This window comes from Psychrobacter sp. AOP7-B1-24, assembly GCF_052376215.1.
Lineage (GTDB): Bacteria > Pseudomonadota > Gammaproteobacteria > Pseudomonadales > Moraxellaceae > Psychrobacter.
This window is the reverse complement of sequence record NZ_JBQSVL010000004.1, coordinates 1-14,843: the sequence shown is the minus strand read 5'-3', so window position 1 is coordinate 14,843 and position 14,843 is coordinate 1. Positions and strand designations below refer to the sequence as shown.

Below are 14,843 nucleotides of genomic sequence, written 5' to 3'. Positions count from 1 at the left end.
GATGTGTCAAAAAAATAAGAAGCAAAGACTGTGTTATAAATTTATGGTATTCGGTTTGTCATTCGGCTTATCGTTCTCAGCATTGGCAATTGACTTTTCAGCTATTGAAACTAAGGCACTGCAGGGTGATGTTCAGGCTCAGTTTGATATTGGGGCGATGTATTTAACAGGTGAAGGTGTGCAGCAAGATTACGCTAAATCCTTGAAGTGGCATCTACAAGCTGCCAATCAAGGACACCCTACTGCTCAGTATAATTTGGGTTGGATATATGAGGATGGCATGGGTGTCACGCAAGACTATAACCAAGCTGTCAAATGGTTCGAAAAGGCAGCTGAACAGGGTTTGGTTGATGCACAGATTAGTGTGGGTGTACGGTACGCTAGAGGCCAAGGTGTCGCGCAAGATGACACCAAAGCATTTGAATGGTTTAAAAAAGCAGCCGAGCAAGGCAGTGCGGATGGTCAGGCTAAGATTGGTGACGCGTTTTATATTGGTTCAGGTGTCGCAAAAAACGATGTTGAGGCTGCAAAGTGGTATCAAAAATCCGCAAGTCAAGGGTATGAGTATGCCCAGCAAACGCTCGCCATGATGTATTACAGCGGCGAGGGCGTGACGCAAGATTATGATAAAGCCATGGCCTTACTACAAGAAGTTGATCCGCGTATGGCAGCGCAAGCGCAATATAGCCTAGCAGTGAGATACGAGTTAGGCAATGAAATAGAAAAAAATGCGCTGCTATCACAGAAGTGGTTCAAGAAATCATGTGATAACGGGCATCCGGATGCTTGTAACCATGTTGATTAGGTGAGTAAATAAGGAGGATTTATGTCAATAATAAACAATTTCAAAAAAAAGAGAGCCATTAAATCTTATCTTGTAAAACTGCCTAAAATACTGTCAAAAGACTATGGAAAATCTGAATTCTACACTCCAGAGCAAGTCAGTAAAAGTATTGAGCGCTCAGGTCTTCAAACTATTTATGCTTATTTTGCTATTTCAATATTTTGCGTTCGTGACGCTTATGACAACTATTATCAGACGTCTGATGAAACAGTGAGCTACGATGAGAGCCGTGCTGCAATAGCAGACACTTATTTTAATGGATATAGTGATTTTAGTCCCAAGCATGTAGATGCTGTTTCTGAAGATTATAATAGTAAAGTATCGTTTGAAGATATTGCTGATGGTGCATTTTTTGACAGCGGTGACGGTGGAGGCGATGGCTAGGTTTTATTATCATTGAAGAGTAGTGAGTGAGGAGTAGTAAGTTTTGACAGAATTAAAGACCGTTGGGCTGTTTGCGCTTACTGCATTAGCAGAAATTATCGGTTGCTATCTGCCTTATTTATGGCTGCGAGAAGGTAAGTCAGTTTGGCTTTTGATCCCTGCTGTACTGAGCTTGGCAGCCTTTGTTTGGTTGCTGACATTGCATCCAACGGCTGTAGGTAGAGTCTATGCCGCTTATGGTGGGGTGTATGTGGTCATGGCAATTTTATGGTTGTGGGCGGTGAATGACATACGTCCAACCACTTGGGATATCTTGGGTTCGATAGTAGCACTGATAGGAATGGCGATTATTATGTTTGCACCGCGTAATGGCTAGGGCATGTTCTCAATTCAAATAATAGTCAAAAAAATGCCAATCAAACGGTTAGGCTTGATTGGAATATTGATGCACTTGTTATCCCAAAATGCGTCATGTCAATTCGTATAATAAATATGAGTATTTATAAGTGCTTACTTACGGATACATAGTGATTTGCTATAATAAGCGCTAAGCCGATGAATAGACGCGGCAAACCCTTACTTATCAACATTTAGCACAACGCTGCTTACAGCTTTGGTCAAATTATTATGCGTATTCGTAAACTCTTCAAATTTGAAAATGCCCATATCGTTCGCAACTGTAGTTCTGAACGTTGCAAGCATTCTATCCATGGTCACAGTTATCAGATTGAGCTGATTTTAGAGGCCAAACGTTTAGATCATGGTCAGATGGTCTATGATTTTGGTCTATTAAAGTCTTCGATTAAAGACATCATTGACAGCTTCGATCATGCTATTTGTTTTTGGAATAAAGACGATCCTGAATATATCGATGCTTGTAAAAAGTTCAGTGCGCGCTGGATAAGCCTGCCAGTGTCACCATCGGCAGAGCAGTTTTCACGAGTGATATTCTTTTGGGCACAAGAGATTTTGCGCCAAACTCAAATGCAAAACGGTGAGTCGGATGTCAGTGTGTACTCAGTTATTGCACACGAGACAGCGACAGGCTATGCGCAGTGTTTCGCTGATGATGTAGCCAATGAGCAAATGGGTAAATTGGTTTTGGAAGAGTTTGCGTTCAGCGACCAAGTTTCCAAAGAATGGCATGACCCTGAGCTGTATGCCAAACTGATTCGCGGCGAGCGTTTTATGAATCCATCCGTGACGATGCAGGTTCAGACAGAACCAACACAGGCAGGTTCAGACTGATGCAGACTGATAAATTGATAAAAGACAGTAAACACTCGCAAACATTGATACTGAACTCTGAGCAAGACACTCAGGCATTGGCGCAGCAGTTGGCTGACTTACCATTGACGGGTAGTGTGTGGCTGGCAGGAGACTTGGGTGCAGGTAAGACCACGTTGACTCGCTATTGGCTGCAAGCGCTTGGTCATACAGGTGCAGTAAAGAGCCCGACCTATACGTTGGTTGAGCCTTATAATATTGAACAAGGCGATGGCAAGATTAAGCCAGTCTATCATGCAGACTTATATCGTCTTCAAGATCCAGAAGAGCTGTCTTTTATAGGATTTGATGAGTATTTGGATGAGCCAAATGCACTGGTCATTATCGAATGGGCAAGCCGTGCAGATGGTTATTTGCCTCAGCCGACGTTGTTTATTGATATAACTCAAGGTGATGGCGATACTCATGGTAAAGAGTCTCGTCTGGTTGAGCTACGACTGTCAAAAGCAGGTCAAGCGCTGGATTTGGATTTATCAGCGCTCAAGATTTAATGTTGTGAAAAATGGCTGTAATCCAAAGTGTCTGTAATTCAAAATGCTTTTAATTCAAAGCGCCTGTAATCCAAAACATACGATGCTCATCCATGTCTGATAATTATTCTAATACACGTATTAAAAAACTGTCGCCATTGCTCATTAATCAATTAGCAGCGGGTGAGGTCGTAACGCGTCCGGCAGCAGTGGTCAAAGAGCTACTTGAAAATGCCATCGATGCTGGTGCTACCAATATCGAGATACACATTACCCAAGGCGGCATGGGTATGATTGAAGTGGTAGACAATGGCGTTGGTATCCATCCCGACGATATGGTCATGGCGATTACTCGTCACGCAACCAGTAAGGTCGCTGATGTGGCCAATCTTCATGGTATCGCAACATTGGGTTTTCGCGGTGAAGCATTGGCAGCGACGGCAGCGGTTTCTCGTCTAACATTGTCCAGTAGTCATGATGATAGCGGTGTTGGTCGTCAGCTACAGGTCTCTGGTGTCCTAGCGGATGAGCCAAAACTGATACCCATCGTTCACAATCGTGGTACGACCATTACTGTCAAAGATTTATACTTCAATGTGCCAGCACGTCGCGGTAACTTAAAGTCTATTGCCACTGAATTTGGTCATATTGAGTCAATGGTTCGTGATGTTGCCTTGGCTCGTGCCGATGTAGCGCTCACACTGTTTCATGATAACAAGAAACGCATGTCGCTATCTTCTCATGAAGCGTCATCAACTTTGCAAGCTACAAGTGCTATCTCAAACCATCATGACAATGTAGTAGGTTATTTGCCTTTATCGCGTCTTGAGCAAGCAACAGGTATGGCATTGATTGACAATGCGATACAGATAATGATAGACCTTGCTAGCTTGCTACCACCAACCATGGTAGAGGGTGGTGATAGCGGTTCCAGTCATGACGCCAGTATTCGTGGTTGGATATGGCCCATGCTGCGTCAAGAGTCACAAGATGCATTACCAAAATTGCTGTATGTGAATGGTCGTTTGGTAAAAGAGCCAATCCTGAGCAATCAGTTGCGCCAACTTAGCCACAGTGCTGGACTAAATAGTATTGGCTATGCCTTGTATTTTGATTTGCCAACGCAATGGCTTAATATCAATGTGCATCCATCTAAGCAGCGTATTAAAATTGGCTCGCTTAATAATATTATGGCGCATTTAAATCATGCGATTCAATCAAAACTAAAGCATATTGACGTACCAGAGCAGCCTGCCACACATGACAAACCATTAATAAAAGATAGTACGTTTATAACTGATGCAGGGATAGGTGTTGTACCTACCACACAATCTTACGAAAGTGCTCTATCTCCGAACCGAAACAGGCAGGTGAATACTGCTAAACAGCCATATGAGCACCCAGGCCGTCAGGCAATGTCGCAACCTCAATATCTAGTAGAGTCAGCGTTAAATGGTAGTGAGTCTACAGGTCAGTATGCTAATATCTCAAACAATATATTGGCGGCAACAGCAGATTTACCAACTTGCTTAGAGGTCATTAGTGACTTGGATACGTTAGCACCTGATACTGATACTGATACTGATACTGATATTAGTTTTGCTAAATGCGTTGAGGACACATCATTACCTTGGTTGTTATTTTTTCATCAAGGACAGTGTTTTCTTATTGGAGAGCAGGACTGGCAATCAAAGTTAAGTCAACTGTTTGAAGCAAAGATACTGAGTGGTAATATATTGCAGGAAGCTAAGCAAGCCAATACTGCAAAAGATGTTAATCAACAACTTGTGACTATAAGTCAGCAGATGTCCGCGCAAGACTTGATGCTGTTTATGACAGATATTGAAACGTTGCTCAATAAGCATTCGATTAAAGCTATTAGTACTCATCATTTGGCAGCACTGATGCTTCTATAGTCAAATTCATATCAATCAGCTACATCATTATCCTCGCTAACCATGCTAATGTATCGCTTGCACTCGGTTTGCTTGTATCGAGATTATTTGAGCTCAACTATATTTATCCCTGAAGAAATAATCAATTAGGTTTGATGCTAGCTCCTAACTACTCACTTATAAATAATGATTAAAGGCAATCCTATGGGACAGTCGTCTGAGGGTTTATCTCAACAGCTAACAGATAATAGCGTGGTATGTTTGATGGCACCAACCGCAAGTGGCAAAACCGCACTGGCCTATGAGCTATACGATACAGGGCGCTACGAGCTGATTTCGGTAGATTCAGCGCTGATATATCGTGATATGAACATCGGCACAGCCAAACCGTCAGCTGATGAGCTGGCACGCTACCCACATCACTTGGTTGATATCATTGACCCGATACAAAGTTATAGTGTTGCCGAGTTCGTTAGTGATATTGCCCGTCTTATTGATGAGTGTCACCAAAAGGGTAAGATTCCATTACTAGTGGGCGGTACCATGATGTATTACATGGCGCTACTGGATGGATTGTCACCGGTGCCTGATAGCGATGACAGCGTACGTGCGCGTGTGGAGCAGTGGCGGCAAGAGGAAGGTATTGAAGCTTTGTATGACTACCTTGGTCAAGTTGACCCGATAAGTCATAAGCGCCTTAATGCAACTGATACTCAGCGCATTACCCGAGCAGTTGAAGTGTATCTGCAAACAAACATCCCAATCAGTGACTGGCAACGTCAGCCTAAGCAAGCATTGGCACACAATCCAAATCAGCAATGGTATGCATTGGCGATTATGCCTGAGCGCCCATGGCTGCATGAGCGTATTGCTCAGCGTCTAGATATTATGTGGGATGAAGGATTGGTAGATGAAGTGATTGGTTTACTTGAGCGGTATCCATTGACGCCTAATTTGCCTGCTATGCGCTGTGTGGGTTATCGACAGGTATTGGAGTACTTGGTACATATTAATCATCCAATATTTGAATTACCACATTTGGATAAAGCACAGTTTTACGATGTTTTTGGGCAATATTCAGAATCAGTTGATGGACAAGTAACATCAAATAATACCGCTGTGCTATCAAACCAATTATTGCTACCCAGTAAAGAGGCTGAGGCGCTTGCTTGTCAGCAAATGCAAAATAAGGCATTATATGCTACAAGACAGTTAGCAAAACGTCAGTATACTTGGTTACGTAAAGTGATACAGTTGCCTAATGAGCAGAACCACTCTGAACCTAATAATGTAACGATAAAAACATTCACAACGATGGCACAGGTAAAAGATTATCTGTACTAAAAATTTATAAAGTCTGACTGCTATTCAAATGCTTTCAGAACCATTTTACTAGGGTGTTTCCTCATTTTTGAAATAAGGAAACACCTTAATATGGAATATGAATTTACACATAGAAACCATGATGTATAAATTCATCAGAAAGTAGTGACAATTAGTTTCAAATCATAACGCAGATAACTGTTATAATTTTAATCTATCACAATGAGGGCTATTGTAAATCTATCACAATGAGGGCTATTGTATGGCACTACTGCTTCTCTAATCGTTACTTACTAGTGCGTGTTGATAAAAACAAGCAATGACACAAGTAGTTACTTAATTATTTACAATAATAATGTATTCGCGATAAAGTGGAATCACTTAATAAGAGTTAGGATCTATTTAGATACGTTTTACAAAGATAGCTTATTATTGTATCTACCTTCAGCCATTATAATTAAAGCGACACTTAAAATAATTGGCGCCCAAAATATAACTATATAATATTTAGGAGAGATTTCATGTCAAAAGGACAAACTTTACAAGATCCGTTCTTGAATTCGCTGCGTAAAGATCGCATTCCTGTTTCTATTTTTTTGGTCAATGGCATCAAACTGCAAGGCCAGATTGAATCATTTGATCAATATGTTGTTCTGCTCAAAAATACTGTTAGTCAAATGGTCTATAAGCATGCTATTTCAACGGTAGTGCCAGCTCGAAACCCTCGTAGTAGTACGACACCAAGCACTAGTGCGCAACCCCAAAGCACTCCAGCTAATTATCAAGGTGGTGGATTTGAACGTGGTAGCAATCCTGCTAGCACAGGTGGTTTTGAAGAGCGCGGTTTTGCTTCTAACCGCAGCGGTTTTAATCGTGGTGGTTTTAGCCAAGGTCAAGAACGCGGCTTTGAACGTGGTAGCTTTGGTCAGAGTCAAGAACGTGGCTTTGAGCGTGGTGGCTTTGGTCAAGATCGTGGCTTTGAGAATCCAGCAGATAACGGCGGCTTTGAAGACAGGTCAAACGATGGATCTAATGACAATAATGGCTAAATGTTCACATGCATGATTGAATGTGCATTGTTAAGACCTAATTTATTCGATTAAGACCTGCTTTTATAGTGGGTTTTTTTGTATAAATAAACGTATGACAATGCATCTAGTATAGATATAGTTCAAAGAACTTCTACATGGCTACCACGGTCCCTTTTCTAGATGTAGTACTTGTACAATCTGTAGTCAGCTGCCTTGCACCCATTTGATATTTCTTTGACTATAGTTATTTCTTTCATGTGACGGCAGCTAATTTATTACCGTTTTTGAAATGAACCCACGCACTAGGCATAGTGTAGTAAAATATCTTATTTTTTAGAAAAACAGAGCATATCTATGAACAATTCTCAAACCAATCTAACTCACAAACAATTTATTAGCACAGCTGTTGAAGCAATTAATACCGAGATATCTGCGTTAGCATTATTGACAGAGCAGATAGACGATAGATTTGCGCAAGCCTGTGATATTATTTTGGCTTGCCATGGCCGAGTCGTAGTGACTGGTATGGGGAAGTCAGGGTTAATTGGTCGTAAGATAGCAGCTACGTTTGCCTCCACTGGTACACCTTCTTTTTTTATGCATCCTGGCGAAGCAGGGCATGGTGACTTGGGTATGTTAGTACAGGGCGATGTTTTGCTTGCCATTTCTAACTCTGGTGAGTCCGATGAGATTAAGATGCTACTGCCTGTCGTCAAGCGTTTGAATATACCTTTGATTAGTATTAGCCGTGATAAGCGTGGCATGCTACCACGTGCTGCTGATATCGTCTTGACACTGGGTAAGTCACAAGAGGCATGTCCGCTTAATCTGGCACCAACTTCTAGTACTACAGCGACCTTAGCACTTGGTGATGCCTTGGCAGTTGCGTTAGTGCATGCCCGCAATTTTACGTCAGAAGATTTTGCATTGTCACATCCAGCAGGGGCATTAGGTCGTCAGTTATTGACGCGAGTTGAGGATTTAATGCACCCTAGCTCTGAGCATTTACCGATTATTCACCAGCAAGCACCTTTACAAGATGCGCTTTTTACCATGTCGGCAGGGCGTTTAGGTATGACGGTAGTGACAGATGAAAATGAGAAGGTCGTTGGCGTGTTTACAGATGGAGACCTACGTCGTGGTCTCGAAAAAGGCATAGATTTGCAAACGCCGATGTGCGATGTAATGGTGAGCAATCCACGCCGTATTAGTAAGTCCATGCGTGCATCGGATGCTCTTAGTGTAATGAATGAAAATAGTATCAGCCAGTTGTTAATCATCGATGATGAAGACCATTTAGAGGCTATTATTACGGTACATGATTTGCTACAAGCTGGTGTAAAGTAAGTAAACGGATACGGTAGGTTTAACAATAAAACTTAATAAATAGCCTTAAGTAAGAGGTATGTGATGCAAGACTTAATTAAAAAAGCAGGGCAAGTAAAGTTATTGGTTATGGATGTTGACGGTATCTTATCAAATGGTCAAATTATTTATGATGCCAATGGTATTGAAACCAAAGCATTTTCTGTTCAAGATGGCGTTGGAGTTAAGTCTTTAGCACGCTATGGTGTTTTAACGGCTATTATTACTGGCCGCAGCAGCGCCATGGTAGATAAGCGCACCAAGGAGATGGGTGTTCACTATGTGGTTCAAGGCCGTGATGACAAACTGATTGCCCTAAATGAATTGCTATCAATGCTTGACCCAGCGCTTAATATTACAGCAGCCGATTGTGCTTATATGGGTGATGATTTGCCAGATATTAAAGCAATGCAGACGGTAGGATTTGCTGCAACCGTTCCCAATGCACATGCGGAAGTGATCAGTCGCAGTGACATGGTGACGACCCGTGCAGGTGGTACAGGCGCTGTACGTGAAATATGTGATCTTATTTTGAAAGGTCATGGGCACTATCAAGACTTTATCGCGGATTATACGCTTGATGAAGTAAATAATCAGGGTGAGTCGCCATGAATACTCGTTTATTAATAGTTATTGCCTTGATTATTGCTGGCATTGCAGGTTGGTTTTTTCAGCAGCAAGACGAAGTATCACCGCCAGTTAGTATAGAGGCACCGGATGTTGATTATGAAGCAACAGAGATTAAGGCGGTGCAAACTAACGAGGAAGGTGAAACAGAGTATAAGCTGACCGCTGAATCTTTGACGCATAATCCCGAAACCAATTTAGATGAGATGTCAGGTATTACTATGAATTGGGAGCCTTCTGCAGAAAGTCGCTATCTGATTGAGGCGGGTACGGCTGCCATCAGTCAGCAGACAGGAGATCTGAGTTTGTCAGGTGGCTTCTCACTCATTAGTGAAAACAAGAAAGAATCATCTGATATTGAACCGATAAAGGTGACAGGCAGTACGCTCAAAGGCAATACAAAATCAGGTAAAATATACAGTGAAGAGCCTGTACAGGTCGAGCAAGGAATGAACCGTTTTGAGGCTTCTAGTATGACTGCCAATCTAGAAACAGGTGAATACGAGTTTGGTCAAGTTGCCGTCTCTTTTACCTCTGCTGAACGCCAAGATAAAGCATTGTTTTAATCCTAACAATGCTTATTGTTTATATAATAGAACAGCAGCTCGTATAAAGTTTGCAAATTCTACTACCCATTATAAAACGAGTGATTTTATGAAATCTAAATTTTTGCCTACTTTGCGCTCAAATCCAAAAGTGTATGGCTTCAGCCAATTGCGGATATTGTCAATGGTTATGCTATTTGCATTACCGATTTATAGTCATGCGCTGCCATCAGACTCCAATCAAGAAATAAAGCTATTGGCTGATAAAGCGACTTATAGTGAGCGCACAGGTGTAACCAGTTATTCTGGTAATGTCAGTATTACTCAAGGCACATTTAAGATGACGGCAGATAATATTACGGTCAATTTATCACAGCAGCGTAGTATTAATTCAGCAGTAGCCACTGGGCGTCCAGCTACTATGCAGCAGATAGTTACCCAAGAGAAAGGCCTAGCAAAAGGTCAGGCTAGCAAAATCGACTATAATGCAGTCACTGGTATTATCACTTTGACAGGCAATGCTAAATTGGTTCAAAACGGTGCAAGTTTTGCAGGTAATGTCATTCGCTATAGCCTAAAAGCGGGTGATGTCGAGGCGACTGCCGGTGGTAATCAGCGAGTAGAGCTGGTATTCCCACCTAGTAATAATAGTAGCCAAAGCGGCGTACGTTAATAAGCTAGTTCGTATATTTGTTAATATAGAAACAAGTCTGTTTTCATGTATCCGCGCTTGAATTTTCAACAGTATGAGTAAGTTATGAGTGATAATAAAAGTCTAGATTCTGTAGCAATACATAATAATACAGCACCTGCTGTGCGACTCACGATGCAAAATTTAGGCAAACGCTATGGCAAACGTTGGGTTGTAAAAGATGTCTCATTCTCGGTTGAACAAGGACAAGTTGTAGGATTATTAGGGCCTAATGGTGCAGGTAAGACAACCAGTTTTTATATGGTAGTAGGATTGGTGAACATGGATAAAGGCCGTGTAACCCTAGGAAAAATGGACTTGTCTAAATATGCGATGCATGAGCGTGCTCGTGCTGGTATTGGTTATTTGCCACAAGAAGCGTCTATTTTTCGTAAATTATCTATCGAAGATAACATCCTAGCTATTTTACAAACTCGTAAAGAGTTAAGCAAAAATGAGCAACAGCAAGAGCTTGAAAAATTAATTGGTGAGTTTCATTTACAGCATGTACGCAAATCTTTGGGTATGAGTGTCTCTGGTGGTGAGCGCCGTCGCTGCGAAATTGCTCGTGCATTAGCGGCTGATCCAAAATTTATCTTGTTGGATGAGCCTTTTGCTGGTGTTGACCCAATATCAGTGGGTGATATTAAAGATGTGATTTTAACACTTAAAAACCGCGGAATAGGGGTGTTGATTACCGATCACAATGTTCGAGATACCTTAGCAATATGTGAAAAAGCTTATATCGTCTCAGAAGGTGCGATTATCGCAGAAGGCAGTTCTTCTGAAGTTTTAGAAAATGATTTAGTCAAATCTGTCTACCTAGGTAAAGACTTCCAAGTGTAAAAGTAGTCCGTGCATCTATGGTTTCGCCACTAATGCTGGAATAAATGACTTTTTTATCAATACCTATTTCATTCTTGCTCTTTTTTAGGCTTTTATAAAATATTATCTCTGTATTTCTATAGAGCAATATATATCGTATTAACGGCCAGTTTGCCTCATAAAATGCTCAAGTCAACACCGACAGCAGTGTCAACATATTCTATTTGCACTCTTAACTGATCAGCTTAATAAGGCTTATATGCTATGGCAAAAAGTAAAAGCAGCTATGTCTGTCAGCATTGCGGTGCTCATTTCGGTAAATGGGCAGGGCAATGTGCAGATTGTGGAGAATGGAACAGCTTGGTTGAAGCCCCAAATGTTAGCATGCCACATCATAACAAAAGTTCGGCTAAGCCAGCTGCAAATCGAGCAGCGTCTCGTGTATCAAGTAGCTCACCAGCTGGTAACTATTCTGGTACACATAGTGCAGTCATGCCACTTAATGCAGTTAGTGTGACATTAGATACGCGCTTACCAACAGGCATTAGTGAGTTTGATCGCGTACTTGGCGGTGGCTTGGTTGCTGGTTCTGTGGTACTGATAGGGGGCGACCCTGGTATTGGTAAGTCAACCATTCTATTGCAAACTGCGACAAATATGGCGCGTGCGGATTCATTGGCTGGTAGCGCACTTTATGTAACAGGTGAAGAATCGCTTGCACAAGTAGCTATGCGTGCCAAGCGTCTAGATTTGCCAGCAGATAGATTGCGTGTGCTTGCAGAAACCAACGTGGAAACCATTTGTGCAGCATTGACACAAGAGCAGCCAGCCATTGCTATTATTGACTCTATTCAGACTATTTATACCGATGCTATCAACTCGGCACCTGGTGGCGTCAGCCAGATTCGTGAGTCAGCTGCTATTTTGACTCGCTACGCTAAGCAAACTGGCACAGCTTTATTTTTAGTGGGGCATGTGACTAAGGAAGGTACGCTCGCAGGGCCTCGCGTGCTTGAACATATGGTTGATACCGTTTTGTACTTTGAAGGTCAGTCTGACTCGCGTTTTCGTATGATACGTGCGGTAAAAAATCGCTTTGGAGCGGTTAACGAACTTGGTATTTTCGGTATGACCGACATGGGACTTAAAGAAGTTGCCAATCCATCGGCGATATTTTTGAGTCGTTATGACAAACCTGTGGCTGGATCTGTGGTTATGGTTAGCCGTGAAGGTACCAGACCGTTGTTAGTGGAAGTACAAGCCTTAGTCGATGACTCTCAAGGCTCGCCTAGGCGAATGGCCTTGGGATTAGATTTTCAGCGCCTGTCGATGCTGTTGGCCGTCATGCATCGTCATGGTGGTATTCATACCAGTGGACAAGATGTATACGTTAATGTCGTTGGTGGTGTAAAAGTGATAGAGACAGGGTCTGATCTGGCAGTATTGTTGGCTTGCGCATCAAGCATTAAGGAACGAGCATTACCTTCTTCATTAGCCGTATTTGGTGAGGTAGGACTGTCTGGCGAAATTCGTCCTGTACCTAATGGTCAAGAACGTCTCAAAGAAGCGATGAAACATGGCTTTAAGCATGCCATTATTCCCAAAGCCAACGCGCCGGCAAAGGATGCTCTTCAATTTAAGGGTATCAATGTCATCGCTGTTGAACGTCTTGATGATGCAATTGAGAGTGCATTTGAATTATAGTCAAAGTATTTTTAAATCGCTGCAGCCTCTGTGAATACAGCAAGAAAATAAAATTTGTACCAGTAGCACCATAATACAATCGTATCGGTTTTATGTTTCTTTGACTATATAAACTTATTCGTATAACGTAGAGCAGATAGTAAACTTGAGCATAGGGTCTGTTGAACATTCAAATATTAGGGCTGCTGATTGCTAAAATTGCACCAAACTAGGCGCAAACCGACGATAATGTCGAGACCTTAGCGAGGTTTGTAACAACGTTTGCAAAAATGTTTGGAAGTATTTTAGCATCAGCCCTTCGGGGCAGTACTCTTTTTTGCCAATATATGGCGAAATTGTTTCACCTAGAATGACTAGGCATCAAAAATTTCACTGCATATTGTCTAAAAAATAGTCACTGCCAGCACCACATTTGAATGTTCAACAGACCCTAATAAAAAGCGCCTAGCTATTAGTAGTTAGGCGCTTTTTATTATGTAATCTACATGATGATTTACTGATTCATACTAGACTGATAAATTTACGTGATTATCAGTCTAGTATGAATCAGCCTAGCATTAAGGCGATTTAGTACTAAGGGCCTGCAACTCGCTCGATAGAAACGTTGCCAACACCTTTGCTGGTAATACCCAGTTGCTTAGCGGCACCATAAGATAAGTCTAGTACACGGTTACCATGGAATGGCCCACGGTCATTTACTTTGACGACGACAGTTTTACCATTGGTATTGTTGGTTACTTTGACATAGCAGTTCAATGGTAGTGAACGATGGGCAGCTGTTAAAGCATTCATATCAAACGTTTCGCCACTCGCTGTTTTGCGCCCATGAAACTTACGACCATACCAAGAAGCTAGGCCAGTCTGTTTGAACTTACTAACAGAATTAGAGGCAACGGCTGTTAGACGCTCTAATACATCTTCATCATTGGTTACTTGAGCCGTATCAGCAGCTAATAATGAGCTACTAAGCGCCAATGAAGTAGGTTGGCGTGCTGATTTAACTAGGCTTGATGCACCATCATGTTGGCGGCTGAGCTCACCAAGGACGCGGTCGATATGGGAGGCGTTATCTTGTGAAATCATCGCAAGAGATGTGTTTGTTTCTACAGCGTTTGCATTAGTGATAACTGCAGAGCCAGCAAACAATACTGCTGACATGGTAAATAAACCAGATACACGCTTATTCATAGATACCTCTATAGCTTATACATTAAAATCTAACTCTGATCATATTAGATTGCGTGTGAAAATATCAGATTGACCTGACTATGTCGCATGTTTTAAAGCCTCATTATCAATTTGATCTTATATCATAATTGATACCAAACAAGACTTTTATAGATTTTAATATAGAGTAATTTTTCTATTATCATAAGTGTTCGACTGTAACATGACGGTAGATGCTTATGATACGCTCAAATGATAGTCAAGAATATTGGTAAAGCACATCATCTAAATATGTAAATTGAATACTAAGGTACGTCCTAAACTAATAATGGTTTTCAGTACGACTTTTAGATTAAAACATTAATTAAGTAGTTTATTTAAAAGCTCTAAATCTATAATCGACCAATTATACGGACTAGCCATAACCAGAATATAATTGGGTGAAAACTTTTTTAGTAGCTATGTACAGATTTTGTATCAAAGTACATTTAATTGAGGTTAACGCAATTGTTTATAAAAAACAAGGGCTAAAACCTATCAGTAATGATTATCAAATATAGATTTTAGTAGGGGGTTTTCAAGGATTCTTATTTTTATTTTATTAAAATCAATAATTTGTGCTGCTTGGACATATGGCTGCGCGTGCTTTTTATAGCAATATAAATATCGCATTATTAAAATAATT

Annotated in this window: 14 protein-coding genes and 1 pseudogene; 14 read left to right on the top strand and 1 reads right to left on the bottom strand. The window is 41.3% G+C overall.

Annotated features, from left to right (window positions below; all coding sequences use genetic code 11):
• Window position 1 precedes the first annotated feature (1 nt).
• The 14 genes from ACT3QP_RS01540 (at window position 2) to radA (ending at window position 12,991) form a co-directional block, all read left to right on the top strand.
• Window positions 2-805, top strand: a complete 804-nt coding sequence (locus tag ACT3QP_RS01540) for an SEL1-like repeat protein (RefSeq protein ID WP_444524192.1) — start codon at window positions 2-4, stop codon at window positions 803-805.
• Between the two features lie 21 nt (window positions 806-826).
• A complete protein-coding gene (locus tag ACT3QP_RS01535; protein ID WP_444524191.1) occupies window positions 827-1,228 on the top strand; it encodes a DUF6559 family protein in 402 nt (133 codons plus the stop codon).
• A gap of 43 nt (window positions 1,229-1,271) precedes the next feature.
• Complete coding sequence (locus tag ACT3QP_RS01530; protein WP_444524190.1) at window positions 1,272-1,604, top strand: YnfA family protein; 333 nt, start codon at window positions 1,272-1,274, stop codon at window positions 1,602-1,604.
• Window positions 1,605-1,855: 251 nt separating this feature from the next.
• Complete coding sequence (locus ACT3QP_RS01525; RefSeq protein WP_192519580.1) at window positions 1,856-2,476, top strand: 6-pyruvoyl trahydropterin synthase family protein; 621 nt, start codon at window positions 1,856-1,858, stop codon at window positions 2,474-2,476.
• Window positions 2,476-3,006, top strand: a complete 531-nt coding sequence (tsaE, locus tag ACT3QP_RS01520) for a tRNA (adenosine(37)-N6)-threonylcarbamoyltransferase complex ATPase subunit type 1 TsaE (protein ID WP_192519581.1) — start codon at window positions 2,476-2,478, stop codon at window positions 3,004-3,006. Before ACT3QP_RS01525 ends, tsaE begins: the two co-directional genes overlap by 1 nt.
• A gap of 92 nt (window positions 3,007-3,098) precedes the next feature.
• Window positions 3,099-4,901 carry a DNA mismatch repair endonuclease MutL gene (mutL, locus tag ACT3QP_RS01515; RefSeq protein WP_444524189.1) on the top strand — a complete coding sequence of 601 codons (1,803 nt, stop codon included), beginning with the start codon at window positions 3,099-3,101 and terminating at the stop codon, window positions 4,899-4,901.
• Between the two features lie 183 nt (window positions 4,902-5,084).
• Window positions 5,085-6,224 (top strand): tRNA (adenosine(37)-N6)-dimethylallyltransferase MiaA, encoded by a 1,140-nt coding sequence (gene miaA / locus ACT3QP_RS01510; RefSeq protein ID WP_444524188.1) that lies wholly within the window; start codon window positions 5,085-5,087, stop codon window positions 6,222-6,224.
• A gap of 500 nt (window positions 6,225-6,724) precedes the next feature.
• Window positions 6,725-7,252, top strand: coding sequence for an RNA chaperone Hfq (gene hfq / locus ACT3QP_RS01505; protein WP_444524187.1), 528 nt, complete (start codon window positions 6,725-6,727; stop codon window positions 7,250-7,252).
• 336 nt (window positions 7,253-7,588) lie between these two features.
• Window positions 7,589-8,581, top strand: coding sequence for a KpsF/GutQ family sugar-phosphate isomerase (locus ACT3QP_RS01500; RefSeq protein ID WP_444524186.1), 993 nt, complete (start codon window positions 7,589-7,591; stop codon window positions 8,579-8,581).
• 63 nt (window positions 8,582-8,644) lie between these two features.
• Entirely contained in the window at window positions 8,645-9,211 is a 567-nt protein-coding gene (locus ACT3QP_RS01495) for a KdsC family phosphatase (RefSeq protein WP_444524185.1), read from the top strand.
• Window positions 9,208-9,792 (top strand): LPS export ABC transporter periplasmic protein LptC, encoded by a 585-nt coding sequence (lptC, locus tag ACT3QP_RS01490; RefSeq protein WP_444524184.1) that lies wholly within the window; start codon window positions 9,208-9,210, stop codon window positions 9,790-9,792. Before ACT3QP_RS01495 ends, lptC begins: the two co-directional genes overlap by 4 nt.
• Window positions 9,793-9,955: 163 nt before the next feature.
• The gene (gene lptA, locus ACT3QP_RS01485; protein ID WP_444524246.1) at window positions 9,956-10,444 is read left to right on the top strand and encodes a lipopolysaccharide transport periplasmic protein LptA; all 489 of its coding nucleotides are present in this window, start codon (window positions 9,956-9,958) and stop codon (window positions 10,442-10,444) included.
• 153 nt (window positions 10,445-10,597) lie between these two features.
• Window positions 10,598-11,308, top strand: coding sequence for an LPS export ABC transporter ATP-binding protein (gene lptB, locus ACT3QP_RS01480; protein WP_444524245.1), 711 nt, complete (start codon window positions 10,598-10,600; stop codon window positions 11,306-11,308).
• A 243-nt stretch (window positions 11,309-11,551) separates the two neighbouring features.
• Entirely contained in the window at window positions 11,552-12,991 is a 1,440-nt protein-coding gene (gene radA / locus ACT3QP_RS01475; RefSeq protein ID WP_444524183.1) for a DNA repair protein RadA, read from the top strand.
• A 573-nt stretch (window positions 12,992-13,564) separates the two neighbouring features.
• On the opposite strand, the pseudogene ACT3QP_RS01470 reads toward radA, so the two are convergent.
• A pseudogene (locus ACT3QP_RS01470) lies at window positions 13,565-13,906 on the bottom strand (septal ring lytic transglycosylase RlpA family protein); the annotation flags it as partial.
• Window positions 13,907-14,843 lie beyond the last annotated feature (937 nt).